The following is a 26,745-nucleotide window of genomic DNA, read 5'->3' as shown; positions in this document are numbered from 1 at the left end:
CTCGTGCCACGATCGTGCCCATGGGTCAGCTTTTGCTCTTCGTCGTCGTCGCCCTCGTGGTGGCGGCCATCGTCTTCGGCGTGACCGTGATGGTGAGCGGCGGAGACTCCGGGTTGACGCCCGTGGAGCCGGACGGCCGGGCGCTGCCGCTGCCGAGCGACCGACCGCTGGGCGAGGAAGACGTCGTGCGGACCCGCTTCGACACCGCTTTCCGCGGTTACCGGATGTCCCAGGTCGACCAGGCGCTGCAGCGGGCCGCCTACGACATCGGCTACAAGGGCGAACTGATCGGGGTCCTGGAAGCGGAGGTCACGGCCCTGCGCGAGGGTCGGACGGCCGACGCCGACGTGCTGCGCCGTGCCAGGGAGGCGGCCGTCGCGCCGCCGTCTCTGCCACCGGGCCCGGTTCCCGATGATCCCATTTCGGTGGATGCTGAGCCGACTGTCGTCGCTGAGCCCGACGTCCCGCCCGCGGAGCCGTCGTCCTCGTCCGTGAAGCCCGACGTCCCGCCCGCGAAGCCGTCGTCCTCGTCCGTGAAGCCCGACGTCCCGTCCGGGGAGCCCCCCACCGTGGCCGGGACGGCTGGGGCCGCTTCTGCGGAGTCCTCGGCCCCGGCCCCGGCGGATCGCGTCGAGCCGGCTGGGGACGAAGAGCCGGCGGAGCGCCGATGAGCGAGACCGGGCCGGTCGGCGGCCTCGGCGACGCCGCGCAACCCGGCACCGGGGAGGTCACCGCGACCGTCATAGTCCGAGCGCCCGCGCCCAAGGTGTTCGCCGCGTTCCTCAACTGGGAGCGGCAGAGCGACTGGATCCCGTTCACCAAGGTCCGCGTGGTCGAGGGCGACGGCGGCGAGGGCAGCCTCATCGAGGCCGTTACCGCCCTGGGTCCCGCGGTGGTCCGCGACGAGATGCGGGTGGTCCGGGTCGACGCCCCCTACGAGTTGCGGGTCGTTCACTGCGGCAAGGTGCTGCGCGGGCCCGGCTCGATGCGGTGCACGGCGATGGGCGGCGACCGCACTCAGGTGGTCATGCACGAGTGGTTCCACCTGCCCAGCGGCGCGGCCGGGAAGCTCGCCTGGCCCGTGCTCTGGCCGGGATCGAAGATGGGCTTCAAGGGCGCGCTCAAGAAGTTCGGCCGCCTGGTGGAAGAGGGCAAGCTGTCCTGAGTTTGTCGGAGGGTGCCCCTACGGTGGTCGCCATGACCGATGACATCTCCCCGTTCGGCGCCTCCGTGGCGGCTCCCGCCCAAGACCCGGTCGACGGCGCCTTGGCGGAGGGCCTGGTCGTCGGGGCCGATGGTCACGCCCGATGCTCCTGGGGCGCCGGCGTCGCGGACTACCTGGCCTACCACGACACCGAGTGGGGGCGGCCGGTCCACGGCGACGATGCCCTCTTCGAGCGCATGTGTCTGGAAGCGTTCCAGTCGGGCCTCTCGTGGATCACCATCCTGCGCAAGCGGCCGGCGTTCCGGCGGGCCTTCGCCGGCTTCGCGATCGAGGCGGTGGCCGCGTTCACCGCCGCCGACGCCGATCGCCTGATGGGTGACGCCGGCATCGTCCGCAACCGCATGAAGGTGGACGCGACCCTGCACAACGCCAAGGTGGCCGCGGAGCTGCCCACCGGCCTGTCCGAGCTGCTCTGGTCCTACGCGCCACCGCCACGGCCCCGCCCCGCGACGCGCGCGGACGTGCCGGCGCTGACCCGGGAGTCCACGGCGATGGCCAAGGACCTGAAGAAGCGCGGTTTCAAGTTCGTGGGACCCACGACCGCGTACGCCCTCATGCAGGCCACCGGCATGGTCGACGACCACGTGGCGGGCTGTTTCGCGCCGTCCGGGAGGCCCTGAGGCGACCGACGCGGGCAACATGGTGTCATAGAGCTCATGGCTCAATGGGTGGTGACCATTCCCGCGGAACGATGGGCGACCGAGCGGCTGTTCCATCACGACACCCTCACGGTGGCGGGGTCGGCGGGCGCGCGGCCCGAGGCCGGCGACGACGTGTTGCTCGTGGCCGGCGAGCAGAACCCGGCCGTCGTCGCGCGCGGAGTCGTGGCAGGGCAGGAGCCCGGTCGGCGCGGCGCACACGGGGTGCCGGAGGTCGAGGTCGCCTACACGCGGCGTTCCTTCGACGATCCCGTGCCGGCCGAGGGACTCACCCTCGGCGAGACCGTCGCCGAGGTCGACGCCGAGGTGTTCCGGCGGCTCGCCGCTCGCCTCGCCGGTGACCGGGACAGACAGACGTGGCTGGTGAGCCTGGACCTGCCGATCGAGGCGGCCGGGCCGGCGGAGGCGGTCCGGCAGTTCTGGTCGTATGTGCTGGAGCTCGGCCCGGCCGAGTTGCCCACGTTCGTCTCGCCGTCCGGCGATGAGCTGGCGATGCAGGCCTTCGTGCTCGGCGAGGAAGCGAACCTGGACCCCGAAGAAGACGAAGACGACTGACCGTCCGAGATCGGGGTTCGCGGCGGGTGCTGGTGGACAGGGGCGAGCCCCGGAGCGGCGACAGCTCCGGGGCTCGCGTGATTTCTGTTCTGTGCCTACCGCCGGCCGGTCAGCCGCCGAGGCTGGCCGCCGCCGACGCGATCGTCGGGGAGAAGTAGCTGACCTGGGTGTACACGCCCGGCTTGTTCGGGCGGGCGCAGCCCTCGCCCCAGCTCACGATGCCGACCTGGATCCAGGCGTTGTTCGCGTCCCGGCGGAACATCGGGCCGCCCGAGTCGCCCTGGCAGGTGTCGACGCCGCCCTGGGTGTAGCCAGCGCAGATCTCCTCGGCGGGGATGATGTCGCCGTCGTACATGGTGCTGGAGTTGCAGGTCGAGTCGCTGACGAACGGCACGGTCGCCTTGCGCATGTAGCGCTGCTGGCCGCCACCCTCGCGGGTCGCACCCCAGCCGGCGACGGTGAACGTGCCGGAGTCGTTGGCGCTCGACTGGGCGATCGGCAGCGTCGCCAGGTTCGTGACGGGGCTCGACAGGCGGATCAGCGCCCAGTCCTTGCCGCTTCCGTTGTAGCCCGGTGCCCGGTAGACGTAGTTCGACTTCCGTGTGATCTTGCTGGTCGAGTTCAGGTCGACCACGCCGAGTGTCGCGGTGATCGAGGTGTTGTTGCCCGTGCCGTTGACGCAGTGTGCAGCCGTCAGCACCAGGGTCGGGCTGTAGAGCGAGCCGCCGCAGCCCATCGAGAGACGCACCATGAACGGGAACTCGCCCTGGGTGGCCCGGGTGCCGCCAACCACCTGCTGCGGGCCGTCCGGCGCTGCTGCCGCCGGCGACGCGTTCCACACGGTACCCATCGTGGCCACTGTGAGCGCTGCCGCCACCCCGCTCAGAATCCTGCGCATCCTGACCATTCCGGCCTCCCCAACGAAAGTGTTGCGAAGAGTCAAACATTTAGACGCATGAATTCGACCATCTCGAAACACTCATATCGTGGAGGAGGGGTGTACCGGAAGAATCACTCTCCGGAGCTGCGACCGCCGGAAATAGGTGTGAACACGGGGGCCATGCCCGGAAATGGATGAACCCGCGCGAAAATCGGGCCGGAGCCGAGCTCAGACGGCTCGGCCCGGGCCCCTGACGGCGGGTCGCAGCCCGGGGATGCGCCTCGCCCGGCCCGATGCGGCCAGTCACAAACCGGGGCCGCTCGCCCCTGGACCTCTGCCTCGAGTCACGGACCCGAGGCCGCGGCCAGGCCCCGACCCGGCCACAAGTCATCGACCGGGTGGCGGCCGGGCCCTGCCGCTGATTCGCTCAGCGTCCCTCGAAGACCGGCTTCTCCTTGGCGACGAACGACGAGACCGCGTTCCTGTGATCCCCGGTGGCCCCGCAGATGGCCTGCGCCTGCGCCTCGGCGGCGAGCGCGTCGGACAGCGAACCGGCCGTGCCGATCGACAGCTCGCGCTTGATCGCCGCATAGGCGACCGTCGGGCCGGCCGCCAACCGGGCGGCGAATTCCTGCGCCGCGGGAAGCACCTGCTCGTCGTCGTCCACGAGCTGGGTGAGCAAGCCGTATTCGTAACATTGCCGCGCCTTGACCGGCTGGGCCAGCAGCAGCAGCTCGAGCGCGCGGGCGCGACCCACGATGTGCGGCAGCGACCAGGAAATGCCGGTGTCGCCGGCCAGGCCGACGTTGGCGAACGCCATCAGGAACGTCGTCTTCGGGCCGCCGACGCGGAAGTCGGCGAGCAGCGCCAGCGACGCGCCCGCGCCGGCCGCCGTGCCGCGCACCGCGGCGATCACGGGCTTGGGCAGGCTTGCCAGGCGCTGGGCGATCGGGTTGTAGTGGGCACGCACGGTGTCCAGGTCGGTCGATCCACTTGCCAGAACTTCGGCGTGTTCGCGCAGGTCCTGACCGACGCAGAAGGCCTTGCCCGCTCCCGCCAGCACCACCGCGCGTACCGACTTGTCGACCTCGAGCTGCGTTAGCGTCTCCCGCAGCGCCTCCTTGAGGTCCACGTCGAAGGCGTTCATGGCGTCGGGGCGGTTGAGGGTCAGGGTGACGACCGCATCCGTGCGGTCGACGAGCAGCGAGTCTGTCATGGTTCAGAGAATCCCACACGTCCTCCACGGGAGACCGAAGCCAGGCTCCGTTCGACGAAGCGGTCGGCGGCCGGCCGCAGCCGGGCCGCGTGCTTGTCGAAGAAGTTCGCCGCGCTCAGGCCCGGCCAGCGGGACGGGAGCAGCGACGGGGGCAACTGCGGGTCCCGGAAGAGGAACGAGCGCCAGGCGTGCACGAGCTGGAAGCGTGCCGCGTACGCCTCCTCGTCCGAGCTGCGGGCGTTGACGGCGGTCACCACGGGCCGCTGGGTCTCGACGAACTTCTCGTACGCCTGCCCGATCTCCGCGAGGTTCCACGCCCGTCCCACGACCTCGGTGGCGCCCGGTGAGCCCGCGGCGTGGCTGGCGCTGAACCGCTCGTAGGCCAGGCCGGCCTCGAGCAGCACCACGTCGACCTCCTCCGCCGCGCGGGGTGCGACCCAGGCGCGGTCGTCCAGCATCCCGTACCCGAGGAAGGTGAGCCGTTGGGCCTCGCGGCGCGGCGCGGCCGCGCTGAGCAAGATCAGATCGAAGCGTCCGTCCCAGCTGCTGCGGCCGGTCCGGTAGATCCGGGCGGACGCCTCGTCGAGCCTGCGGGCGGCCTTCGGCGTCAACAGATAGCCTGGTCCGGACACCAGGCGCAGCGGATGCAGCCAGCCCTGGCGGACCATGCGGGAGACCGCGGTGCGCACGGCGGGCGGCGCGATGCCCAGCGGTGCGAGCAGTTTGACTAGGGCGGCGACCGGCGCTCGGCCGCCTCTTGGGCGGAGATAGTCGCCGTAGAGGTCGAAGAGTGCCGACCGCGCCTGCATGACCGCACATTGTGACAGCCCGAAAGAGGATATGCTAGACGCTGTCACATCAGCCCGGGTTGGGTTTGGGATCGCCGGTGTTCATCAGGGAAAATGTTTGATCGGCACGGTGGGCCGCGCCGCATGACGTGGTGGCGGGGCCCGCAGCACTGCGGTCTCGGGTCGGTCCAGCGGGGGCGACTCCGGCGGTCGGAGACGAGGTACGGCGCGTCGTGGGGCTGAGCACGGGGCATCGTTGCCGAGCTGTTCGAAGAGCAAGTGGCTGTGGGGTAACCCACCGACCCTGATGTAGGTCTGAGGGGAGACAAGATGGCGGCGATGAAGCCGCGGACGGGCGATGGTCCGCTGGAGGTCACCAAGGAAGGGCGCGGCATTGTGATGCGCGTCCCGCTGGAGGGTGGTGGCCGTCTCGTCGTTGAGATGACTCCGGACGAGGCCAACGCGCTGGGTGACGCGTTGAAGGCGATCGCCGGCTGACGTTTCACGTGGCCCGCCGGTACGGTACCGCCGTACCGGCGGGCTTTCCATGTCTTACGGGAAGGGTCATCCTTCGGTGTTCGGGATTCGCCTGGTGGACTCGGCGCAGGTCGGCACGCGTGTACTCGTAGCGAACGGGTCCGGCGTGCTCGCAGGTGGCGACGACGAAATCGCGGCATTGCATCGTGGGGCGGACGACCCCGGACGGGCCGGTGCGGTGCTGCTGTTGCCGCGCCCGCTGCGTACCCCTGAGAAGTTTGTGATCGTCGGGGTTGGCGCCGCGGACGAGGCAGGTTGGCGGGCCGCCGGCGCGGCCGCCGTCCGCGCGGTGCCGGCCAGCGAGCCGTTGCACGTCGTGCTGCCGGCCGACGTCCCACCGACCGCGGTGCGCGGCCTCGCCGAGGGCCTGTGGCTCGCGGGATACCGGTTCAGCGGCGCCGTCGACGGCCCACGGTCCGTCGAGGTCACGATCCAAACAGACACCTTTGATGGGTACGCGGAAAGCCTCGAAGCCGCCCGCGTGACGGCCGCGGCGACGTGGCTGGCGCGCGACCTGACGAACATGCCGCCATCGGTGAAGAACCCGGCCTGGTTCGCCGACCAGATCGTGACCGAGGCCGCGACCCGGCCGGGGCTCGAAGTCACGGTGCGCGAGCCTGACCGGTTGAAGGCGGAGGGCTTCGGCGGGCTGCTCGCCGTCGGCGGGGGCTCCGCCAGCCCGCCACGCCTGCTCGAGATGGCCTGGCGGCCGGAGGGTGCGACACGGCACGTGGTGCTGGTCGGCAAGGGCATCACCTTCGACACGGGCGGCATCTCGATCAAGCCGCGCGAGGGCATGAAGCTGATGAAGAAGGACATGGGCGGCGCGGCGGCGATCGTCGCCGCCACGTTGGGTGCGGCGGACCTGGGCCTTCCGGTACGCATCACCGCCCTCGCGCCGTTGGCGGAGAACGCGGTCAGCGGCTCGGCGTACCGACCGGGCGACGTGATCACCCAGTGGGACGGCTCCACGACCGAGACCACCAACTCCGACGCCGAAGGCCGGCTGGTGCTCGCCGACGTCCTGGCCTATGCGGTCGCCGAGCTGAACCCCGATGTCGTGATCGACCTGGCCACCCTGACCGGCGCCAACGCGGTCGCCCTCGGCAAGCGCACCGCCGCCCTCTACAGCCACGACGACTCCCTCGCCGCGGAGCTCGAGGCGGCCGGCCGGGCCGCGGGCGAGCAAATGTGGCGCCTCCCGCTGGCCGCGGACTACACCGAGTACCTGCACAGCGACATCGCCGACCGGCACAGCTCGCCGACGCTGGGCGCGGGCTCGGTGGTCGCGGCCCTGTTCCTGAGCGAGTTCCTCGGCGACCGGGTCGACCACTGGGCCCACCTGGACATGTCCGCCCCGGCCTGGTCCGACGCCCACCACGCCGACCTCACCAAGGGCGCCACCGGCTGGGGCGTGAGAACCCTCCTCCGCTACCTCACCACGAACCACCCCACCCAGACCTAGCCGCACCCAGACCTAGCCGCAACCAGACCTTGCCGTAACCAGAACTAACCGCAAGCAAAGTCGGTGTCCCGTCACGGGACATGCTTGACACTCGCGTCCCACCAGATGCTTGACATGATCACCATTCGGCTTCTTGATCGACGTGTTGTTTCGGCGGCACGCGGTCTGGGGGCTGGGATTGGCACTGGTGGGAATGTCGATCGTGGAACAGCGGTATCAAGCCGTCCGGGCGGTCCTCGGGGGCGATCCCGTGACCGACGAGGTAGCCGCGAAGGTCGGGGTGTCACGGCAGAGCCTGCATACCTGGCTGCGCCGCTATGCCGACGAGGGGCCTGGCCGGTCTGCAGGACCGCTCGCGGCGCCCGGCCGGGTGTGACCATCAGGCGACGCCGGAGGTAGAGGCGTTGGTGTGTGAGCTGCGCCGGCATCACCCGAAGTGGGGCTCCCCGCGGATCGCGTTCGAGCTGGGCCGTCGCGGTTGCCCGGGTGAGGTGCCGTCGCGGATGACGGTCTATCGGATCCTGATCCGCCACGGGCTCATGACGCCCAAGCAGCGCCGCCGTGGCCGCAAGGACTACCTCCGGTGGGAACGCGACCGGCCGATGGAACTGTGGCAGATGGACATCGTCGGCGGGATCTTCCTGCCCGACGGCGCCGAGGCCAAGGTGGTCACCGGGGTCGACGACCACTCCCGGTATTGCGTGATCGCCTCGGTGGTGCGCCGAGCCACCGGCCGGGTCGTCTGCCTAGCGTTCGCTAGCGCGCGTTCGATCTCCCAGGAGAACTGCTCCTGCTGGGGGCCGTCGAGGTGGGTGGGCGGCTTGTCGAGCAGTTCTGGCTCGGCCCGGCCCGTTCCGGGGTGACGGTGACATTCTGGGCCGACCACGCTCAGCTTCTTCGACCCGGAAACCCGGCAGCTGTTGCGCACCCGACCCAACCCGCTGACCCCCGACGAGGTCGCCCGGCTGCGCGGGCTCCGCCCGGCCGGGCCACCGCCGGTTGCGTCGTCGGAACCGGTGCGGGTGCAGCGCCGGGTGTCCGCCACCGGTGTGGTCATGGTCGCCCGGCAGGCCGTCGCCCTTGGCCGGGTCCACGCCGGCAAGACCGTCACCATCGACGCACCGACACCGACCTGCACGTCGCCTGCGACGACGGGTCCCGCACCATCCAGCGGACCACCGACCGGCCGATCCGGAACCTGAAAGCTAACCGACCCCGCACGGCACGCGATGCTAGGCCGACCGCATCGCGCGAAACACCTTGCCCTGCACCGCCCGAAGCAACCCGATCGTTTCCTCGTCCGAGAGGCCCGTCGTGATCGACCAATCCCAACCGGCACCGACGATGGCGCTCGCGAAAACCACCTCGGTCGCAAACAGTGCACGACGCCAGTCCGCCCAGCTCAACGCCTCTTCACGTTTGAGCGCTTCCCGCAACCGACGGCCCTCCCCACGCAGGAGATCCTCCTCGCTGGCGAAGCCCAGCACCCGGGCAATCTCGTCCGTCGGGCTGGCTGAGCCGCCCCACTCACCCATCCCTCGACGCAGCAGATACCACTCCTGCTCGGTGAGGTCGACCGCTACAACATTGGATTCACTCATGATGTGATCTTCGCCGACTGCGAACTCGGGCTGGGACAGGTCCACACCAGTGAAACCGCCTGCCAGCACGGCCGCAATCACCGCACCAAGAACCTAGACCAACCGTCAAGCATCACCTGGGACGGATCCGTCAAGCATCACCTGGGACGGATCCGTCAACCATCAGGTGGGACTAGACACCGCAACCAAAGTCGGATTGCGCCCGCTTGTGTTGGGGGGGCCAAAACGGACGAGGCGCAGCCGTGGTCCGTTTTGGCCCCCCCAACACAAGCCCTCAGGGGCGCAATCCCCGCCGAGCGCAGCGAGGCCATGTCACAGTTACAGCTTGACTGCGGCCAGGAGGCCGGCTCCGGCTGGGATCAGGGCCGGGATCCAGTGTTCGGCCTCTCGGATCGCCTTGACCGTCTCCCGGATGGTGATCGTGTCCGCGTCGCGGGCCGCGGGGTCGCTGATCCGGCCGCCCGCCAGCGCGCCGTTGATGATGAGGATGCCGCCGGGGCGCAGCAGTCGTAGGGCCGCCTCCGCGCAGGCGCCGAACTCGGTCGCCTCGGAGTCGACGAAGACCAGGTCGTAGACGCCGTCGGCGAGCCGGGGCAGGACGTCGAGCGCGCGACCGGTGATGATCCGGGTGCGGGAGGGGGCGAAACCCGCCTCCTGGAAGATGCGCCGGGCTATCCGCTGGTGCTCGTTCTCGACGTCGATAGTGGTCAGCACGCCGTCCGGGCGCATGCCGCGCAGCAGCCAGACGCCGCTGACGCCCGTACCCGTGCCGATCTCGACCACCGCCTTGGCGTGGCCCGCCGCGGCGAGCAGCGAGAGCACGGAGCCCGCGCCGGGGGTGACGGACGCGAGCCCGACCTCGAGGGCGAGGTTTCGGGCGGTTTGCAGCACAACGTCCTCGGCGGCGTACGCCTCGGCGAACTGCATCGACTGCGCGCTGGGGGTGCCGAGCTGGCGGGCTGCGGTGACGATGACGACCTCCGTGAAGGATGCGCGGAAGGAGAACCGGTGCACATCGGGTATGAGCGTAGAGCGATGGTCACCCTTCGCGCACGGGGACTTCGGCGGCGGAAAGCGGCGAGTGGGCCTTTCGGGCCGCCACTGCGCGGATGATCCACGGGGATCCGTGTCATTCTGGAGTGGGAGCCTCCGGGCTTCGGCGACGATGAGTGGAGGCACCGACGTGACCGACGGCTGGAACTGGCGCCAGCCTCAACCGCCGCCGGCCGCTCCGCCCCCGGCGGGTGGTTCACCCTGGTGGTCCGACGCGCTGACCGATCCGTGGCGTGATCCTTACGCTCCGTCCGCCGTCGTGATGCCGAGCGCGCCGATCAGCGCCGGCCCCCAGCCCGAGGCGGTCACCAACCCCGACGCGCCTCGCCGCTCGCTCGTGCCTGTCCTGCTGATCTGCCTGCTCACGGCGTTGCTTGCCGGCGGCGTGGGCGGGGCGCTCGGATACTTCTTCGCCAACGGCCGCGGCGGCGGCACGCAGCTCGGCACCCCGCTGGCGGCTCCGGGCGCGGCCCAGCGGGCACCCGACTCGCTCGCCGGCGTGGCGAAGCAGGTGCAGCCCAGCGTGGTGACGGTCCGGGTGTCCGGCGCCATCGGCTCCGGCTTCGTGGCGACCCGGGACGGCTACGTGATCACCAACGACCACGTGGTGGAGGGCGCCGACGGCACGCTGTCCGTGTCCTTCAGCGACGGCTCCACCGCGGGCGCGACTCTCGTCGGACGCGACCCCGAATCCGACATCGCAGTGATCAAAGTCTCGAAGGGTGATCTTCCGGCGGTGCAGTTCGGCGACTCGGACTCGATCGCCGTCGGCGACCCGGTGCTGGCGTTCGGCTCGCCGCTCGCCCTCAACAACACGGTGACCCAGGGCATCGTCAGTGCCCTGGATCGCACGATCCAGGCCGGCGATCCGGGCGGCACGACCCGCTACTACGCGGCGGTGCAGACGGACGCGGCGGTCAACCAGGGCAACTCCGGCGGGCCGCTGGTCGACGCCGCCGGCCGGGTCATCGGGGTAAACTCGGTGATCCGCTCGGTGGGCGGCACCGAGACCGAGGCCGGCAATATCGGCCTCGCCTTCGCCATCCCGATCAACCAGGCGAAGCGCATCGCTCAGGACATCATCGACACCGGCAAGGCCCGCCGCACGGTGATCGGGGCCGAGGTGTCCACGGGTGGCACCACGGGCTCCAGCGGCGCCGCGGGTGCACGGCTACGCTCGGTCCAGTCCGCGGGCCCGGCGGCCACCGCCGGACTGAAGTCCGGTGACGTCATCACCAAGCTCGACGGGCACGTCCTGGAGGACGGCACGGACCTGATTGCCCTGGTTCGCAAGTATGCGCCCGGATCTACCGTGGCGGTCGAGTACCGCCGGGGCACGGGCACTCGGTCCGCCTCAGTAACCTTGGCAGCCGACGCGAAGTGAAAGGCCCTCACGGGCCGGGGAGGCCGCCGTGTTCGAGAACCTAGGCTGGTCGGAGATCCTGGTGATCCTCCTGCTGGCCCTGCTGATCTTCGGCGAGAGCCTGCCCAAGGTGATCGCCGACGGTCTGCGCATGCTGCGCGGCCTGCGGGCGATGGCCCAGAACGCCACGAGCGACCTGAGCCGCGAACTCGGCACCGACATCCAGCTTCAGGACCTGCACCCGAAGGCCTTCATCCGCAAGCACCTCCTGAGCGAGGAAGACGAGGCGGCGATCCGCAAGCCCCTCCAAGGCCTCTTCGAAGACGTCAAATCAGACCTCAACGGCGTGAAATCCGACATCACCGACGTCGCCAAAGCCGCCGACCTCAACTCCCACCTCACCACCCCATCCCCAGCAACAACAACCCCCACCCCCAAGCCCCCCGCCACCTTCGACATAGACGCCACCTGACCCCAACCGCCAACGCGGCCCGCCGCCGACCCCGCCGCCTGGCGGTTGACCGACGACGAGCAGCCCGGCTCCTCGCCAACGCCCGCGGAGGTTGGAAGACGCCACGGGAGGCTGGCCGGGCCGCGCGGAGGCTGGATGGGGCGCGCGGCGGTTGGCCGAGGCCGCGCGGCGGTCGGAAGGGCTGCGGAGGCTGGCCAGGGGCGCGCGGCGGTTGGAACGGGCCGCCCGCAGGCTCGACGGGGCCGCGCGGCGGCCATGCCCAGCGACACTCCCCAGCCGAGGAACACCAGCAGCGTGCCGGCTGGACGGGCCGCGCGGAAGCTGGACGGGCCGCGCGGAAGCTCGACGGGCCGCGCGGAAGCTCGACGGGCCGCGCGGAAGCTCGACGGGCCGCGCGGAAGTCTGGACGGGGCGCGCGGCGGTTGGCCGAGACCGCGCGGCGGTCGGAAGGGCCCGCGGAGGCTGGGCGAGGGCGGGCGGCGGTTAAGGGACCGCGCAGAAGCTGGACGGGGCCGCCGGGCCGCGCGGAAGCTGGACGAGCCCACGCGCCGGTCGGCCGAAACCGCCCGGCGCGAAGTCCACGTAGCAGCCCCCCCAGAACCACCCGCAAACAACCTAACGCCGAGCGTTCACCGTAAGACCCAAAGGCTTACCAACAAGAGACTCCCGCCGAACCGCAAGCCGATCGGCCACCGCGTCAAGAGCCTTAGCCGCCGGCGCCGAAGGATCGGCGAGCACGATAGGCGTGCCACTGTCCCCCGCCTCCCGCACCCGCGTATCCAACGGCACCTGACCCAGCAACGGCACCGAGGCCCCCACCGTCCGCGACAAGGATTCGGCCACCATCGAGCCCCCGCCGGCCCCGAAGACCTCCATGCGGGACCCGTCGGGCAGCTCAAGCCAGGACATGTTCTCCACCACACCGACCAGTCGCTGATGCGTCTGCAGAGCGATCGCACCCGCCCGCTCGGCAACCTCAGCGGCCGCGGCCTGCGGCGTGGTGACGACCAGGATCTCCGCGTTGGGCAGGAGCTGGGCGAGCGAGATCGCCACATCGCCCGTACCCGGCGGCAGGTCGAGCAGAAGCACGTCCAGCTCGCCCCAGAACACGTCAGCGAGGAACTGCTGCAGGGCCCGGTGCAGCATCGGGCCGCGCCACACCACGGCGGCATTCCCCGCGGTGAACATGCCGATCGAGATGACCTTCACGCCGTGCGCCTGCGGCGGCATGATCATGTCTTCGACGCGGGTGGGCTTGCCGTCGACGCCCAGCATGCGCGGCACCGAGTGGCCGTAGATGTCGGCGTCGATGACCCCGACCGACAGCCCACGCTTGGCGAGCGCCGCGGCCAGGTTCACCGTGACGCTGGACTTGCCGACGCCGCCCTTGCCGCTGGCTACCGCGTACACCCGGGTCTTGGATCCCGGTTGGGCGAAGGGGATGACCGGCTCGGCGCTCTGGCCGCCGCCGCGCAGCGTGACCTGCAGGGCCTTGCGCTGCTCCTCGGTCATGACGCCGAAGTCGATCTCCACCGTGTCGATGCCGGCGATCTTCGTCACCGCGGCGGTGATGTCGGTGGTCAGCTTGTCCCGCAGCGGGCAGCCGGCGACGGTGAGCAGCAGCTCGACCGTGACCTTGCCGCCGGCGACGGTGAAACCCTTGACCATGCCGAGCTCGGTGATCGGCCGGCGGATCTCGGGATCGTCGACCGTGGCGAGGGCGGCCTGAACGGCTTCCTCGATGGTGGGGGCGGGTGCGGACATGGTCACCAGCTTACGTCGGTGTCAGGAGTGCTCTTCTTCCCACTCCTTGCGTTCCAGCTTCTGCCTCCGATGGGCGGCTTCGTCCAGTTCATCGGCGAGTCGGGCCAGCTCGGAGCGGAGGAAGTCGCGGGTCGCCACCTCGCCGAGGGCGATGCGCAGCGCGGCGATCTCCCGGGCCAGATATTCGGTGTCGGCCTTCTGCATCGCGGCCCGGCGCCGGTCCTCCTCCATGGCGAGGCGGTCACGGTCGGTCTGCCTGTTCTGCGCGAGCAGGATCAGCGGCGCGGCGTAGGACGCCTGCAAGGACAAGATCAAGGTCAGGAACGTGAATGTGTACGGGTCGAAGCGCAGCGGTTTCGGCGCCAACGTGTTCCACGCGAACCACGCCGCGATGACCACGGTCATGTAGACGATGAACCTCGCCGTACCCATGTAGCGGGCGATGTTCTCCGACCACTGCCCGAAAGCCTCCGGGTCGAACCGCGGTAGGCGGACACGGCCCGGTTCGACCGGCTGATCCAGCCGGTCTCTGCGAGTCTCCGTCATGCTGTGTCCCCCTGGCATGCACTGCTGGCCTTCACCGTCATGCGTCAGCTCCGGCGTTTCGCTCGTGATCCAGCCCCGGCAGCAGGCTCAGGGCGTGGTCGTCGTCGGTGACGTCGCGGTCGCGCCAGTCGCGGGGCAGGGAGTGGTCCAGGACGTCGTCGACCGTGACGGCGCCCACCAGGCGGAAGGAGCTGTCGACCACCGGCATCGCGACCAGGTCGTAGGTCGCCATCCGGCGGGTGATCTCGGTGAGGTTGGTCTCCGGCTGTAGCGGGTCGATGTCGGTCTCGATGAGCCCGCCCAGGATCGAGGACGGGGGCTCCCGCAGGAGCCGCTGGAAGTGGACCATCCCCAGATATTTTCCACTGGGCGTCGCGGACGGCGCCCGTGCGACGAAGACCTGCGCGGCGACGACGGGGGACAGCTCCGGCTCGCGGATGCGCGCCAGCGCCTCGGCCACGGTCGCGTCAGGCGGCAGGATCACCGGCTCCGAGGTCATGACCGAGCCGGCGGTGCCCGGGGTGTAGCTCATCAGCTGCCGGACCGGGGCCGCCTCCTCGGGTTCCATCAGGTCGAGCAGTACCGTCTGCTCCGACTTCGGCAACTCGGCGAGCAGGTCGGCGGCGTCGTCGGGGTCCATGCGTTCGAGGACGTCCGCGGCGCGCTCGCGGTCCAGCCGTACCAGGATCTCCACCTGGTCGTGTTCCGGCAGCTCCTCGAGGACGTCGGCGAGGGTGCGGTCGCTCAGCGCCGCGGCCACCTCGTTGCGCCGGGCGTCGGAGAGGTCCTGCAGGGCGTTCGCCATGTCGGCGGGGCGCATCTGTTCCAGCAGGGCGACGAGATTGGCGCTGCCCTGCATGTCGGTCGCCCCGACCAGGCCGCGGATCCGGTCGTACTCGACCTGGAAGGTGTGCCCGCGCCGGGTGAGGCGGCCGGTGTGCTGGCGCACGGCGACGCGGGTGACCAGCCATTCGTTGTTGCGGTTGAGGTCCATGCCCAGGTCGACGACGGTCCCGGTCTTCGGTGGCTCGGTGCCGCCCTCGGGCCCGATGGTGACCCGGCGGTCCAGCATGTCTTCCAGCACCAGCAGCTCGTTGGGCCGCTTCTCGAACCGGCGCAGGTTGAGCGTGCCGGTGCTGAGCACGACCGCCTCGGCGTCCATCGAGGTGACCCGCCCGATCGGCACGAAGATCCGCCGCCGCAGTCCCATCTCCGCCACCAGCCCGACGACCTGCGGCGGCCGGTTGGTGGTCCGCAGCCGCACCACGGCGTCGCGGACCCGGCCCACCCGGTCGCCGTTGGGGTCGAACACGGGAAGAGCGGCGAGCCGCGCCAGATAAACCCTCGTCCCCATGGTCACGAGCCCAGCCTAGGGCCTGGCGTGCCGGCCGTGGCCGCGCCGTCGGGACCGGCACGGTCGGGCCTGGGCTAGCGTCGTCGGCATGTCCAGCCTGGAGTACGAGATCGTCGACGTCTTCACCGACCGCCCGTTCACGGGAAACCCCCTGGCGGTGGTGTACGGCGCCGAGGCGCTCAGCGGTGACCAGATGCAGACGCTCGCGCGCGAGTTCCACCTTTCGGAGACGGTATTCGTGCTGCCGCCCTCCGACATCGAGGCCACCTACCGGGCGCGGATCTTCACCCCGGAGGCTGAACTGCCGTTCGCCGGTCACCCCAGCATCGGCGCGGCGGTCACCTCGGTACGGCGTGGGCTCGCGGCGGCCGGGCACCTCGTGCAGGAATGCGGGGCGGGACTGCTGCCCGTCGTGGTATCGGACGCGGGGTCGGCGACCCTGACCGGCGGTACGCCCACGCTGGGCGAGGAGTTCTCGTCCGCGACGCTGCTGGAGCTCGCCGGGCTCGCCGCCGACGACTATGCGGGGGCCTCGGCCACCCCGTCGGCGGCCGGGTGCGGCCTGGAGTTCGTCTACCTGCCGGTGGAGCGCCGCGCGCTGGACCGGGCCGGTGCGGACGCCGGCCGGGCGGCCCGGGCCGGGGTCTCCCAGATCAGCGTCTTCGCGTGGGACGACGTGACGCGCACCGCGTACGCCCGGGTGTTCTGCCCCGGAGTGGCGGTGGCGGAGGACCCGGCGACCGGATCGGCCGCGCTGGGGCTGGGTGTGTGGCTGGTCGCGAACGGCTGGCTGCCGGGCGACGGCACGACGGCGTACACGGTGCGTCAGGGCCTGGAGATGCACCGGCCCTCGCTGCTGGAATGCACGGTGACGGCCTCGTCGGGCTCGGTCACGTCGGCGACCGTGGCGGGTCACGTGGTGCCGATCGCCAAGGGGGAGATCGCGGTACCGCCGTTCGTCGGCTAGGGCCGCGAGACACCTTCTATCGCTTCTTGCGTACCCGGTGAAGGCGGAAGGGGCGACGGACCGGGACCCGGGCGGGGGTTTCGCGCGGTGGCGCCGCGCCCGATTCCGCGGGCAGCTCCGGCGCGACCACCGGCGGGGTGTCCGCCGGGGTGAGGCGGACGATCGCGCACCCGGTCTCGGCCCACCTCGCGATCTGCTCTTCGGCCGTGCCCGAGGCGTTCAGGCGTTTGGCGGCGAGCTGGGGAGCGATCTCGTCCCAGGTCTCGGTGCCGGGCACGAGTCGCTCGACGCGGGCGTCGGCGATGACGATCAGGCCGCCGGTGTCGCCGCGGAGGCGGACCTGGGCGACGGCGGCCTCGGCGAGACCGGGCGCGGCCTGCTCGCCGGGACCGCTCAGCACGATGAGGGTCCCGTCGAGGGGCAGGACCCACAGGCCGAGGGCGGGCCGGTCGTCGACGCTGATCCAGGCGATGCCGGCCTTCTTGATCGCCTCGGACACGAGCTCGGTCGTCACCGGCCCATCCTCTCAGTTTCCCGGCCGGGCATGGGGACCCGGTCAGTTCAGCACGGGTACGCGGTCCAGAATGTCGACGATGCCCGACAGCGAGGACACGCTGGGCCCGGCGAAGTCGTGGTCGTGGTTGAAGACGAGGTGATCGGCGAGGTCGGGCGCGCTGAGCCGGATCGGGGTCATTCCCACGGCCGCCGCTCCGGTCAGTTCCTGGCTGCCGCCGTCACCCACGTACAGGCAGTCCTCCGGCGCGACCTGGAGACGCCAGCAGGCCTCCAGATAGATGAGGGGGTCCGGCTTGCAGCGTCCGACCTCGACGGAGAAGACGCTGACATCCAGCAGCGGCGCGATCGGCATGCTCGGCAGGAACGCGGGCAGCTCGTGGGTGCAGTCGCTGATCAACGCCGTACGCAACCCCCGGCGCTTCACGGCGGCGAGGACGCTCTCCGCGTCGGCGCGCAGCTCGGTGTCCGCCCTCAACGCGTCGATCCGGGCGGGCACCGCGGCCTGCAGCTGCGCCGCCCGCGGGCTGCCGCCCGCCTGCTCGGTGACCCACCGCAGGGTGGCCTCGGCGGAGCCCAGCTGTCCCCGAGCCCGTACCTGGAAGGTACGGTCCAGGACACTCAGGACGGCGTCGGGGTCGCATCCGAGTGCTCGCGCGATCTCGGCGTGCTTCGGTCCACGTTTGACGGACCGGGTCAGCGTGCCGAAGAAGTCGAAAAGCACCGCTTCGTAGGCGGGCATCGAGAACCACACTCCAGGGGGATTGACCGGTGGGTACCGGCGGTGAGCGTAACGATCGCTTCACTTTCCGCTCAACTGAGGTCAACAAACTGTGACGTGTAGATATGCAACAAGCGACGCCCGGGAGAAATATGCGCGCAACACCCGCATACCTCACTGTCGCGGCTTTAGTCATGGCTGTGGTGGCGGTCTCATCCTCGGCGCCGTTGATCGCCTTCGCGGCCGCTCCGGCCCTGGCCGTGGCCTTCTGGCGCAACGCCCTGGCATTCGCGGCCCTCACTCCGATCAGCGCCGGCCCCAGGCGCGCGGAGGTGCGGACCCTGCTCAGTGCCGACGGCCTGTACTGCGTGCTGGCCGGCGTCGCCCTGGCAGCGCACTTCGCCACCTGGATGCCGAGCGTGCAACTCGGCTCGGTGGCCACGGCGACGGCCCTGGTCGCGACGCAGCCGGTCTGGCAGGGCCTCCTCGCCGCGGTGACCGGCTCCTCGGCTTCCAGTTCTCCCTCGCGGCTCGGCTGGGTCGGCATCCTGCTGGCGGTCGCCGGAGTGGCCTGGGCGACCGGCGTGGACGTCGGCGTCTCGACCCAGGCGGTCGTCGCTGACCTCCTCGCGCTCCTGGGAGCCATGGCGGCGGCGGTCTACACGGCCCTCGGCGAGCGCGCCCGCGCCCGCCTGAGCACGACCACCTACACCTGGGCCTGCTACGGCACCTGCGCGGCGCTGCTGCTCGGGGTATGCCTGCTCGCGGGCGTACGGATGACCGGCTACGACAACCGCACCTGGGCGGCGATCCTCGCGCTGGTGATCGGCGCCCAGCTTCTCGGGCACTCGATGTTCAACTACGCGCTGCACCGGGTGACCGCCACGACGGTCAGCGTGCTCATCCTGCTGGAGGTGCCGGGTGCGGCGCTGCTGGCGTGGGCGTGGCTCGGCCAGGCTCCGCGCGCCGAGGCGCTGCCCGGGCTCGCGGTGCTGGTGGTGGGCGTTGCTGTGGTGATTCTTGCGGGGGCGCGTACCCGTATTGCCGGTAGGGCGTCCGCGTCGCTGGCGGATGCCGCCGATCCGAGCCTCAACTGACGCTGGTCGCCGATCCAGCCGCGAGCCGCGACCACCGGCCGGGCGCTGGCGTGGCCGTCCGGCCGCCAGCCCTGCCGCTAGCTGCGGCACCGCCCGGCACTGCGTGGCCGTCCAGCCGATAGCCGCGACACCTCCCGGGCGTTGCGCGGCCGTCCAGTCGCCAGCCCTGCCGCCGCGTGCTGGGCTGCCGCGTGTCCTGCCGCCGCGTGCTGGGCTGCGGCGTGTCCTGTCGCCGGGGTGCCCTGGCGTCGTCGGCTCGTCCTGTCTGCCGTGGCCGCGCCTTTTCGGAGCCCGCCAACCTGCTGGTCGGTGCCGTCCCGGCGTCGGATGAGCCTCGTTGAACCCTTGGCGAACTGCCGCCGCGCGCGGTAGAGAGGGAAGATGCGATGCGCCGCTTTCGATCTCCGCTGGGCGGTCTGCTGCTCGGAGCGGTGCTCATGACCGGTGCCTGTGAAGAACCGGAGGTCAACGAGCCAGGCCTGATCGGCGGCTGGACCACGGCGGGCTGCGAGTTCTCGCGAACCCCGGAGACCATGACCATCGGCGACCGCGTGCTGCCGGTGACGCCCGCCGGCCTGGCGGCGGCCATGGCCCGCATCGACGCCGGCGGACGCGCCGATCACGCCGGCAGCTATGCGGGCCTCGAGGTCGATCAGGAACGGGTACGGGCGATCGTCTACCGCGTTCCGTCGGCCGAATTCGATGACTTCATCCGCCAGGCGGCACAGGACACGTGCGTCTTCGTCCGCGACGCCGAACACAGTCTGAGCGAGCTTCAGGGCTGGCAGGCCCACATCGCCGCCGACCTGGACCTATGGAAGAGCCGGGGAGTCCGCATCTCCACGATCTCAGCCCGCCACGACGGCGTAGGGGTCGAGATCGGCACCCAGGACGTCGACCGCGCCCGCCACCAGATGCCGCGCCAGTACGGACGGACCGCACCGCTTATCTTCGTGGAGGAAGGGCCGGTGACGCCCTTCCAGAGCCGAGGGGTGCCTACCGCACCCCAAAAGGGAGGCTGACTCCCGGCCCGCCGCGGCCCTCCGGCCCCGGCCCGCCGCGGCCCCGGCGCCCCTGGCGCTCCGCGGCACGGGCGCTCGCCGTCCCTGCGGTGCTCCCCGGCCCCGGCGTTCCTGGCCCCGGCGCTCCCGGCCCCGGCGCTCCCGGCCCCGGCGCTCCCGGCCCGGCGCTCCCGGCCCCGGCCTCGGCACTTCGCGGCACCCGGCACCCCGCGGGGACTGGATCGTTGTCATCGGCCGCTACAGGCTTCGGCAGGTCAGGCTCAGTAGGTGCCCGACTTGTCCGCGGCAACGAGTCCGATCAGCGCGATTCCGCCGATCAGCGCGATGCCCGTAATGATCCAGCCGACGATGATGCCGGCCAGAGCCACGCCGTTCCCGTTCGCGCCCGACTGCCGGATTCGCGTTCGGGCGACATGACCGAGGATCGCGCCGACCGCGCCGACCGCGCCACCGATCCAGAAGAAGCAGAGTCCCAGAAGGGAAAGGCAGGAGACGATCAGCGAGGCGATCGCCATGCCGTCCGTCGGTCGGGGAGCGGATGCGTACTGCGAATATCCATACGGACTCCCGGCATAGCCGTAGTCGTACTGCACCTGCTGCGGCGCCGCGTAACCGTACGGATCAGGGACGGCCGGCGCATAGGGATCATGGGCGGGCGGCACCTGATAGGCCGTCGGTGGGTACGCCTCATAGTGCGTCTGAGGCGGCACGTAGGGCTGGGGCGCCGCATAGTGCTGCGGCGGCTGATATGCCTGAATCGGCGGGTCGGGCGGCGGAGGCTGGCTGCCGTCCGGGTTGGGCATCGGTGGGTAGGTCATGTGAAGCCTCCGTTCGCCGACCAAGGATAGAAGGCCCCGTCACGATCCGGTGCCCCGCTGCGCGCCCGCCGCCCGCCGCCGCCCGCCGCCCGCCGCCGCCCGCCGCCCGCCGCCGCGTGCCGCCTGCCGCCGCGTGCCGCCTGCCGCCGCGTGCCGCCTGCCGCCCACCGCCTGCCGCCCGCGTGGCCGCCGCCCGCGTGGCCGCCGTCTGTCATCGTCCGCGTGGTCTCTCCGTCCGCCGTTCGCGTGGCCCCCGTCCCCGTCCCCGTCCGCTGCCGGCGCGGCCGCCGCCGGACGGGGCGCTCGGACGAGTTCGGCACCGACCCGGTCCGATCCGATCGGACGACCCGGTAGGTGGCATGGCCGCGTCGGTGTCCGTGATCGGTGCCGCGTTCGCGGTACATGATGTGCGCCACGATTGAGCGGATGTTTGCCCCTCTGCGCGTGAGCGGGCAGGATCGCCGCATGGTCTTCGACGCCCGTTCCGCCACTGGTAGCCGGTCTAGGCGGGACGCCACGCGCCCCGCGGCCGGTCGCCGGCCCCGTTCCGCCGCGCCCGCCCTCGAGTCCGAGCCGCTTGCCGCGGAGTCCGCGACGGAGGTCTCCGAGGACATCGCGCCCGAGGCCGGCGAGGCCCCGGTGACACTGCGCTTGGACGGCAAGGTCGCCCTGGTCACGGGCGCGGGCAGTCCGGACGGCATCGGGTACGCGACCGCACGCCGCCTGCGCGACCTCGGCGCCCGTGTGGCGATCGTCTCCACGACCCGGCGCATCCACGACCGCGCGACGGAGCTCGGCGTGACCGGCTTCGTCGCCGATCTGACCGACGAGGCGGAGGTGGGCGCTCTCGCAGACGCGATCACGGACCAGCTCGGCGACGTCGAGGTTCTGGTGAACAACGCCGGCTTGGCGAGCCGCACCAGCCCGGAGGTGCTCCGCCCGGTCGCCCAACTCACGTACGACGAGTGGCGCGCGGAGATCGACCGCAACCTGAGCACGGCATTCCTGTGCAGCCGAGCATTCGTCGGCGGAATGTCGGAACGAGGCTGGGGCCGCATCGTCAACCTCGCCGCCACCGCGGGCCCGATCAACGCTCTCCCCACCGAAGCCGCCTACGCGGCGGCCAAGGCCGGCGTGGTCGGCCTGACCAGGGCCCTAGCCATGGAACTGGTGGCGGACGGCATCAACGTGAACTGCGTAGCCCCCGGCACCATCTACACGGCGGCGTCGACGGTGACCGAGATCAAGCAGGGCCTGGGCACCCCAATCGGCCGCCCGGGCACCCCTGACGAGGTAGCCGCGGCGATCGTGTTCCTGTGCTCCCCGGCAGCGTCGTACATCACAGGCCAGATGCTCGTGGTCGACGGCGGCAACAGCGTCCGCGAGGCAGAATTCCGCTGACCTCACCGCCGCCGGTGGAAGCCGCAGGCGGTGGAAGCTGCGGGCGGTCGAAGGCGCAGCGCTGGAAGTGACCGGCGGTAGAAGCCGCGGGCGGGCGGTCGGAGGCGCAGCGGCGGAAGTCGCGGGCGGTAGAAGCCGCGGGCGGGCGGTCGGAGGCGCAGCGGTGGAAGTCGCGGGCGGTGGAAGCTGCGGGCGGTCGAAGGCGCAGCGCTGGAAGTGACCGGCGGTAGAAGCCGCGGGCGGGCGGTCGGAGGCGCAGCGGTGGAAGTCGCGGGCGGTGGAAGTCGCAGGCGGTCGAAGGCGCGCGGTGGCGATTTGGGAGCGCGGCGTGCTCGACGCCGCGCTGCCGCTTAAGCGCTGGTCCGGGTCCGGGCCGCGTGGTACCCGCCCGGTGGACCCTCGTCCACCGGGCGTCGATGCGTCACTAGCCCTGTGCGCCCGCACTCATGACGGCGATCCCGGCGATGACGTAGATGCTGCAGATGAGCACATAGCCGGCGGTGAAGATGTAGCTCAGCCAGAGCCCCGCGGTAGCTAGCCCGTCTCCGCTCTCGTTGGTTTGAGATATCTGCTTCTTGGCCACGTGGCCCATGACGATGCCGGCGGGAGAGAAGACAAAGGCGAACACCAGGCTGAGGATCGCCATCGTGTTGGTCGGCGCCGGAATCGCGCCGTACGGGTTCTGCGCGTACGGCTGGCCGTAACCCGGCTGCCCGTACGGCTGTTGCCCGTAGGGCTGCCCGCTGGAAGGCGCCCCATACGGCGGCGGCTGCCCATACGGTTGCCCACTCGACGGCGCTCCGCTGGCCGGGGCCGCGTACGGGTCCTGCGAGTACGGCGCAGTGGGGTCGTACGGCGGCTGCTGGCCGTAGGGCTGCTGCGGCTGGTACGGGTCCGGCGTGCCACCGGGCGGTGGGTAAGTCATTAGAGAGCCTCCTAGTTCACCCGGCACCGTACTCGCCGGCGAGGTGACCAGGCTCATCCCTTGCCGCGTGTCTGGCCGTCCGGCCCCATGTCGCGCCCCGTCTCGAGCCGTCGGCGGCCCATCCAGCCCTGCGGCCACGACGATCGCACTTTTCAGGGTCGCACAGCGAAGGCCCAGCAGCACGTTGGTGCGGGGGAGCCCAGACAGCCGCGCGTCGGTGCGGGGGAGCCCAGACAGCCGCGCGTCGGTGCGGGGGAGCCCAGACAGCCGCGCGTCGGTGCGGGGGAGCACGGCCAGCCGCGCGTCCGGGCTACTGAGGCGCGGGCGGGCGCACAGGGTTGCGGAGGCGCGGGCGGGCATGCGGGCGCTACTGAGGCGCGGGCGGGCGCACGGGGCTGCGGAGGCGTGGGCGGGCGCACATGGGTTGCTGAGGCGTGGGGAGGCGCGCGTCGGGCCGTGGAGGCGTGGTAGGCCGGCGCCCGGCGGGGGTTGTTACGGCGGGACTGCTAAGGCGGGCCTGTTTAAGGCGCACTCCCACGAGGCGGCGAGGCGCAGGCGGGCGCGGTGAGCAGGCGCACGACGGGACCGTTGAGGCGCGGCCAGGCCACCCGTCGGGCCGTTGAGGCGGGGCAGGCCACCCGTCGGGCCGTTGAAGCGGGCAAGCCACACGTCAGGGCTGCTGACGCGCAGAAAAGCCACATGTCGGGGCTGGGGAGCGCAGGCAACCGCGTCAGGGCCCGCTGAGGCGCAGGCAGACGCTACAGCCGCCGGAGGCCTACAAACCCTCCTACCGCAGCTTGGTGAGGTTGCCGACCGCGCGCTCGACTGCGAGGCAGAGGTCTTCGACGTAGTCCATGCCGGCTTCGGCGGCGATGCGGCGGGCCTCGGCGGAGACGATGCCCGTCTGGAGCCACACCGCGGGCGCCTTGATGGCCGCGGCTTGGCGGACGATCTCGACGGCGTCGGCAGCGGGGCGGAAGATGTCGACCAGGTCGACGGGCTCGGGCAGGTCGGCCAGGGTCGGAACGGTCTTGATGCCGAATACCTCGTCGACGAACGGGTTGACGGGGATGATCTTCCAGCCGTAGTGGAGCATCTGGAGCGGCACGGAATGCGATGGCTTGCGGGGTTCGCGCGACGCGCCTACGACGGCGATGACGTCGGCCTCCGCCAGGATCTGCTGTGCACTCCTCATGTCCCGACTCTATCGACGCGCGGACCGTTGACCACGGAAATCTCGAGGGGAACGCGGCGTGCCACCGGAGCTTCACAGCAACGTGAGCTGGCGAGGCTCCTCCTTGCTCGTCGCCGCGTCCAGGGTGGTGTCGGTCTCGTCCGCGACCGTGACCTGCCGTGCTTCCTGTGGGCTCGCGCGGTGCAGGCCATAGCGACGGGCCGCGAGCCGCACGCGGGCGGCGATCTCGTTCTGCGTTGACTGTGGCAGGTAGGAGCCGCCGCGGAAGAGCTCTCGGTAGCGGGGTGCCAGGTCGGGGTGTTCGCGGGTCAGCCAGGCGGCGTACCACTCGCGGGCGCCTGGCCGCAGGTGGAGTGGGAGCGGAGTCACGCTGGTCGCGCCCGCCGCCGCGATTGCCTGGACTGTCTCCTCCACGGACTCGTCGGTGTCGGTGAGGCCGGGAAGGATCGGTGCCATCAGGACACTCACCGAGAATCCGGCGTCGGTCAGGCGGCGCACCGCGTCGAGCCGGCGTCGCGGGCTGGGCGTGCCGGGCTCGACGGCCCGCCACATGGCCTCGTTGAGGAAGCCGACGGAGAACGCTAGACCCACTGTGGTGACCTCGGCCGCCTGTCGGAGCAGGTCAAGGTCGCGCAGGATCAGGGTGCCCTTCGTCAGGATGGAGAACGGGTTGGCGAAGTCGCGCAGCGCCGCCAGAATCTGCGGCATCAGGCGATAGCGGCCCTCCGCCCGCTGGTAGACGTCCACGTTGGTCCCCATGGCGATGGGCTCGCCGGTCCAGCGTGGGGCGGCCAGCTCGCGGCGCACCAGTTCTCCGGCGTTCACCTTGACGACCACCTTGGAGTCGAAGTCGTGGCCGGCGTCCAGGTCGAGGTAGGTGTGCGTGTTTCGGGCGAAGCAGTTGTGGCTCACCACGCCGTCGGCGATGAAGTCTCCGGTGCCGGTGGTGATGTCGTAGAGCGGCAGCGTCAGCCCGAGCTCCTCGATGTCGGCCACCGTCAGCTGGGCATCGCTTCGCACGCCGACCCCGGACGCGTCCAGCGGCGCCTCGCAGACCCCCGTGACGTGCCGGAACCGCAGAGCAGCCCAGAGATCGCGGGCCACCTCGACCGAGTGGACGCCACCGAGCTGCGGGTGGGGTGGGCGCCGGCTGGGCAGGCCGAGATGGGTGAGCGCGTCGGTCACCCGGTCGAGGAAGCCATGGTCGCGGCTGGTGAAGACGATGGCCAGGCGGTCCGCCGAACCGGTGGCACCGAACGCGCCGGCGAGAAAGCCCCGATGCCAGTCGCTGGAGGCCGCTTCCGGCCAGCGCAGCGCCTCGTGCAGGGGAATGTCGTCGAGATAGGCATCGCCGCGGATCCACGCGTCGCCCTCGCGCGGACCGTCGGCGGCGCTCGCGTCGCCGCGGACCAGCCCGCAGAGGTAGCCGGCCTTGTATCCGGGTGACTCCTTGGGCGGGTCGGCGAAGTGGCCCACGCCGGACATGCGGTCGCCGACGGCCAGGGCGGGCTGATGCGGCTCTGCCGGGCTGACGTGCCGCCATCCCCGGTCGGTGAGGAACTGATGGTCGCCGCTGGCCACGAGACGGGTGCCGTCCGCGAGCGTGACCCGGAACGCGGGCTTCGACGTCGGCCACTGGGCGAGGACGGTCGTCGACACGTACCGTCGATGCGGCCCGGCACCCATCGTGCCGAGCACCGCGTCGCCCACCCGGAGTTGCGACAATGGCCGCGTCGATCCGTCGGCCATCAGGATCGGCGTGTCGCCGCTCAGGCAGTAGGAGCAGGCGTGTGAACAGCCGCGATAGGGATTGACGGTCCACTGGAACGGTACGCGGGAGGCTCCCGTCACCCGGTTGATGATCGACTTTGCCCGGATCTCATAGAACGTCATGCCGGCGAAGCCGGGGGTGTCGAAGGTGCGGACGGTCGCTCCGGGCAGCGCCAGCGGCAGGGGTGAGGCCGCTGGCGCTGCGTCCAGGAGCGAAGCGTCGCCGGTCGGTGCCGACAGGTGGGACCATCGCATGCCGAAGATTCGAACACATGTACGACTCGACTGTCTAGCCGGCTCACCCGCCTGTGGACAGAGGTACGACCGGAACGCGGAAAGCGCCGCGAATCAACTGATCCGCGGCGCTTCGGCGCTGCTCAATGGTGCGGCGGGGCACGCTTCGCTCAGGAGCCCGGCGCAGGTCGCGCCGCGAGCGAAGGCGACTCGCTACTCGGTGGCCGTCGTGGCGAGTTGCTTGCGGACGTCCTCCATGTCGAGCTTCTCGACCTGCTCGATCAGGGACTCGAGTGCCGACTCGGGAAGCGCGCCCGGCTGCGAGAAGACCATCACGCCATCGCGTACGGCCATGATCGTAGGAATCGAGCGAATGTCGAACTTCGCGGCGAGCTCCTGCTGCGCCTCGGTGTCGACCTTGCCGAAAGTGATGTCCGGGTGCTTCTCCGAGGAGCGCTCGTACGTCGGGGCGAAGCGCACACACGGCCCGCACCAGCTTGCCCAGAAGTCGACCAGCACGATGCCTTCCTTGCCGGTCACCTCGTCGAAGTTCTCCGCGGTCAATGCAACGGTCGCCATGATCTCTCCGTCCACGGGATTGGGG

General features: G+C 71.0%; 28 protein-coding genes and 1 pseudogene. 14 read left to right on the top strand and 15 right to left on the bottom strand.

All coding sequences use genetic code 11. The annotated features are described in order from the left end of the window. Positions 1-20 precede the first annotated feature (20 nt). From AB0M36_RS36240 to AB0M36_RS36225, 4 genes are read left to right on the top strand one after another with little or no spacing between them, the layout of a single operon-like run. Positions 21-671: a DivIVA domain-containing protein gene (locus AB0M36_RS36240; RefSeq protein WP_364167020.1), complete on the top strand. Its 651-nt coding sequence runs from the start codon at positions 21-23 to the stop codon at positions 669-671. Continuing rightward, positions 668-1,165, top strand: a complete 498-nt coding sequence (locus AB0M36_RS36235) for an SRPBCC family protein (protein ID WP_364167018.1) — start codon at positions 668-670, stop codon at positions 1,163-1,165. The genes AB0M36_RS36240 and AB0M36_RS36235 overlap by 4 nt, the downstream gene beginning before the upstream one ends. Positions 1,166-1,197: 32 nt before the next feature. Beyond that, positions 1,198-1,845 (top strand): DNA-3-methyladenine glycosylase I, encoded by a 648-nt coding sequence (locus AB0M36_RS36230; protein WP_364167016.1) that lies wholly within the window; start codon positions 1,198-1,200, stop codon positions 1,843-1,845. Positions 1,846-1,881: 36 nt separating this feature from the next. Next, positions 1,882-2,439, top strand: a complete 558-nt coding sequence (locus tag AB0M36_RS36225) for a hypothetical protein (RefSeq protein ID WP_364167014.1) — start codon at positions 1,882-1,884, stop codon at positions 2,437-2,439. A 109-nt stretch (positions 2,440-2,548) separates the two neighbouring features. On the opposite strand, the gene AB0M36_RS36220 is transcribed toward AB0M36_RS36225, so the two are convergent. The 3 genes from AB0M36_RS36220 to AB0M36_RS36210 form a co-directional block, all read right to left on the bottom strand. Next, positions 2,549-3,346 carry a serine protease gene (locus AB0M36_RS36220; protein ID WP_364167012.1) on the bottom strand — a complete coding sequence of 266 codons (798 nt, stop codon included), beginning with the start codon at positions 3,344-3,346 and terminating at the stop codon, positions 2,549-2,551. 400 nt (positions 3,347-3,746) lie between these two features. Next, positions 3,747-4,535, bottom strand: a complete 789-nt coding sequence (locus tag AB0M36_RS36215) for an enoyl-CoA hydratase-related protein (RefSeq protein WP_364167010.1) — start codon at positions 4,533-4,535, stop codon at positions 3,747-3,749. Next, positions 4,532-5,344: a PaaX family transcriptional regulator C-terminal domain-containing protein gene (locus tag AB0M36_RS36210; protein ID WP_364167008.1), complete on the bottom strand. Its 813-nt coding sequence runs from the start codon at positions 5,342-5,344 to the stop codon at positions 4,532-4,534. Before AB0M36_RS36210 ends, AB0M36_RS36215 begins: the two co-directional genes overlap by 4 nt. A gap of 309 nt (positions 5,345-5,653) precedes the next feature. Here AB0M36_RS36210 and AB0M36_RS36205 point away from each other — a divergent pair, with 309 nt between their 5' ends. The 4 genes and pseudogenes from AB0M36_RS36205 (at position 5,654) to AB0M36_RS36190 (ending at position 8,527) form a co-directional block, all read left to right on the top strand. Beyond that, the gene (locus AB0M36_RS36205) at positions 5,654-5,821 is read left to right on the top strand and encodes a DUF3117 domain-containing protein (RefSeq protein ID WP_015625691.1); all 168 of its coding nucleotides are present in this window, start codon (positions 5,654-5,656) and stop codon (positions 5,819-5,821) included. Between the two features lie 76 nt (positions 5,822-5,897). Then, a complete protein-coding gene (locus tag AB0M36_RS36200) occupies positions 5,898-7,325 on the top strand; it encodes a leucyl aminopeptidase family protein (RefSeq protein ID WP_364167006.1) in 1,428 nt (475 codons plus the stop codon). Between the two features lie 193 nt (positions 7,326-7,518). Next, a pseudogene (locus AB0M36_RS36195) lies at positions 7,519-8,080 on the top strand (helix-turn-helix domain-containing protein); the annotation flags it as partial. A gap of 165 nt (positions 8,081-8,245) precedes the next feature. Then, positions 8,246-8,527 carry a hypothetical protein gene (locus tag AB0M36_RS36190; protein ID WP_364167005.1) on the top strand — a complete coding sequence of 94 codons (282 nt, stop codon included), beginning with the start codon at positions 8,246-8,248 and terminating at the stop codon, positions 8,525-8,527. A gap of 30 nt (positions 8,528-8,557) precedes the next feature. Here the strand turns inward: AB0M36_RS36190 and AB0M36_RS36185 are convergent, their stop codons facing one another. Then, positions 8,558-9,007 carry a hypothetical protein gene (locus tag AB0M36_RS36185; protein ID WP_364167004.1) on the bottom strand — a complete coding sequence of 150 codons (450 nt, stop codon included), beginning with the start codon at positions 9,005-9,007 and terminating at the stop codon, positions 8,558-8,560. A gap of 237 nt (positions 9,008-9,244) precedes the next feature. Continuing rightward, entirely contained in the window at positions 9,245-9,853 is a 609-nt protein-coding gene (locus AB0M36_RS36180; RefSeq protein ID WP_364167067.1) for an O-methyltransferase, read from the bottom strand. A gap of 238 nt (positions 9,854-10,091) precedes the next feature. On the opposite strand from AB0M36_RS36180, the gene AB0M36_RS36175 reads away from it, so the two are divergent. After that, positions 10,092-11,363, top strand: coding sequence for a trypsin-like peptidase domain-containing protein (locus tag AB0M36_RS36175; protein ID WP_364167003.1), 1,272 nt, complete (start codon positions 10,092-10,094; stop codon positions 11,361-11,363). Positions 11,364-11,391: 28 nt separating this feature from the next. Next, a complete protein-coding gene (locus AB0M36_RS36170; protein WP_364167001.1) occupies positions 11,392-11,814 on the top strand; it encodes a preprotein translocase subunit TatB in 423 nt (140 codons plus the stop codon). Between the two features lie 615 nt (positions 11,815-12,429). On the opposite strand, the gene AB0M36_RS36165 is transcribed toward AB0M36_RS36170, so the two are convergent. From AB0M36_RS36165 to AB0M36_RS36155, 3 genes are read right to left on the bottom strand one after another with little or no spacing between them, the layout of a single operon-like run. Further along, positions 12,430-13,578: an Mrp/NBP35 family ATP-binding protein gene (locus tag AB0M36_RS36165; protein ID WP_364166999.1), complete on the bottom strand. Its 1,149-nt coding sequence runs from the start codon at positions 13,576-13,578 to the stop codon at positions 12,430-12,432. A gap of 21 nt (positions 13,579-13,599) precedes the next feature. After that, on the bottom strand, positions 13,600-14,124 hold the full coding sequence (locus tag AB0M36_RS36160) for a DUF1003 domain-containing protein (protein WP_364166997.1): 525 nt from the start codon (positions 14,122-14,124) through the stop codon (positions 13,600-13,602). 37 nt (positions 14,125-14,161) lie between these two features. Next, positions 14,162-15,484: a CBS domain-containing protein gene (locus AB0M36_RS36155; protein WP_364166995.1), complete on the bottom strand. Its 1,323-nt coding sequence runs from the start codon at positions 15,482-15,484 to the stop codon at positions 14,162-14,164. A gap of 82 nt (positions 15,485-15,566) precedes the next feature. Here AB0M36_RS36155 and AB0M36_RS36150 point away from each other — a divergent pair, with 82 nt between their 5' ends. After that, positions 15,567-16,445, top strand: coding sequence for a PhzF family phenazine biosynthesis protein (locus AB0M36_RS36150; RefSeq protein ID WP_364166993.1), 879 nt, complete (start codon positions 15,567-15,569; stop codon positions 16,443-16,445). Between the two features lie 16 nt (positions 16,446-16,461). On the opposite strand, the gene AB0M36_RS36145 is transcribed toward AB0M36_RS36150, so the two are convergent. Together AB0M36_RS36145 and AB0M36_RS36140 are read right to left on the bottom strand one after the other, a co-directional pair. After that, positions 16,462-16,959 (bottom strand): hypothetical protein, encoded by a 498-nt coding sequence (locus tag AB0M36_RS36145; RefSeq protein ID WP_364166991.1) that lies wholly within the window; start codon positions 16,957-16,959, stop codon positions 16,462-16,464. 42 nt (positions 16,960-17,001) lie between these two features. After that, on the bottom strand, positions 17,002-17,700 hold the full coding sequence (locus AB0M36_RS36140) for an HAD family hydrolase (protein ID WP_364166989.1): 699 nt from the start codon (positions 17,698-17,700) through the stop codon (positions 17,002-17,004). 131 nt (positions 17,701-17,831) lie between these two features. On the opposite strand from AB0M36_RS36140, the gene AB0M36_RS36135 reads away from it, so the two are divergent. Further along, a complete protein-coding gene (locus AB0M36_RS36135; protein WP_364166987.1) occupies positions 17,832-18,776 on the top strand; it encodes a DMT family transporter in 945 nt (314 codons plus the stop codon). Positions 18,777-19,162: 386 nt separating this feature from the next. Further along, the gene (locus tag AB0M36_RS36130) at positions 19,163-19,798 is read left to right on the top strand and encodes a hypothetical protein (RefSeq protein ID WP_364166985.1); all 636 of its coding nucleotides are present in this window, start codon (positions 19,163-19,165) and stop codon (positions 19,796-19,798) included. A 260-nt stretch (positions 19,799-20,058) separates the two neighbouring features. Here AB0M36_RS36130 and AB0M36_RS36125 read toward each other — a convergent pair whose 3' ends face one another. Continuing rightward, positions 20,059-20,601 (bottom strand): DUF4190 domain-containing protein, encoded by a 543-nt coding sequence (locus tag AB0M36_RS36125; protein ID WP_364166983.1) that lies wholly within the window; start codon positions 20,599-20,601, stop codon positions 20,059-20,061. Positions 20,602-21,081: 480 nt separating this feature from the next. Between AB0M36_RS36125 and AB0M36_RS36120 the strand changes: the two genes are divergently transcribed. Next, entirely contained in the window at positions 21,082-22,017 is a 936-nt protein-coding gene (locus AB0M36_RS36120) for an SDR family NAD(P)-dependent oxidoreductase (RefSeq protein ID WP_364167066.1), read from the top strand. 424 nt (positions 22,018-22,441) lie between these two features. Here the strand turns inward: AB0M36_RS36120 and AB0M36_RS36115 are convergent, their stop codons facing one another. From AB0M36_RS36115 to trxA, 4 genes are all read right to left on the bottom strand, one after another. After that, the gene (locus AB0M36_RS36115; RefSeq protein ID WP_364166981.1) at positions 22,442-22,942 is read right to left on the bottom strand and encodes a DUF4190 domain-containing protein; all 501 of its coding nucleotides are present in this window, start codon (positions 22,940-22,942) and stop codon (positions 22,442-22,444) included. Positions 22,943-23,729: 787 nt separating this feature from the next. Next, on the bottom strand, positions 23,730-24,137 hold the full coding sequence (locus tag AB0M36_RS36110) for a CoA-binding protein (protein WP_364166979.1): 408 nt from the start codon (positions 24,135-24,137) through the stop codon (positions 23,730-23,732). A gap of 72 nt (positions 24,138-24,209) precedes the next feature. After that, entirely contained in the window at positions 24,210-26,162 is a 1,953-nt protein-coding gene (locus tag AB0M36_RS36105; RefSeq protein WP_364166978.1) for an intein-containing Rv2578c family radical SAM protein, read from the bottom strand. Positions 26,163-26,354: 192 nt separating this feature from the next. Further along, the gene (trxA, locus tag AB0M36_RS36100) at positions 26,355-26,720 is read right to left on the bottom strand and encodes a thioredoxin (protein ID WP_364166976.1); all 366 of its coding nucleotides are present in this window, start codon (positions 26,718-26,720) and stop codon (positions 26,355-26,357) included. Positions 26,721-26,745 lie beyond the last annotated feature (25 nt).

The sequence above is a fragment of the Actinoplanes sp. NPDC051346 genome (assembly GCF_040682215.1).
Classification (GTDB): domain Bacteria; phylum Actinomycetota; class Actinomycetes; order Mycobacteriales; family Micromonosporaceae; genus Actinoplanes.
This window is presented reverse-complemented; position numbering and strand designations above follow the sequence as displayed.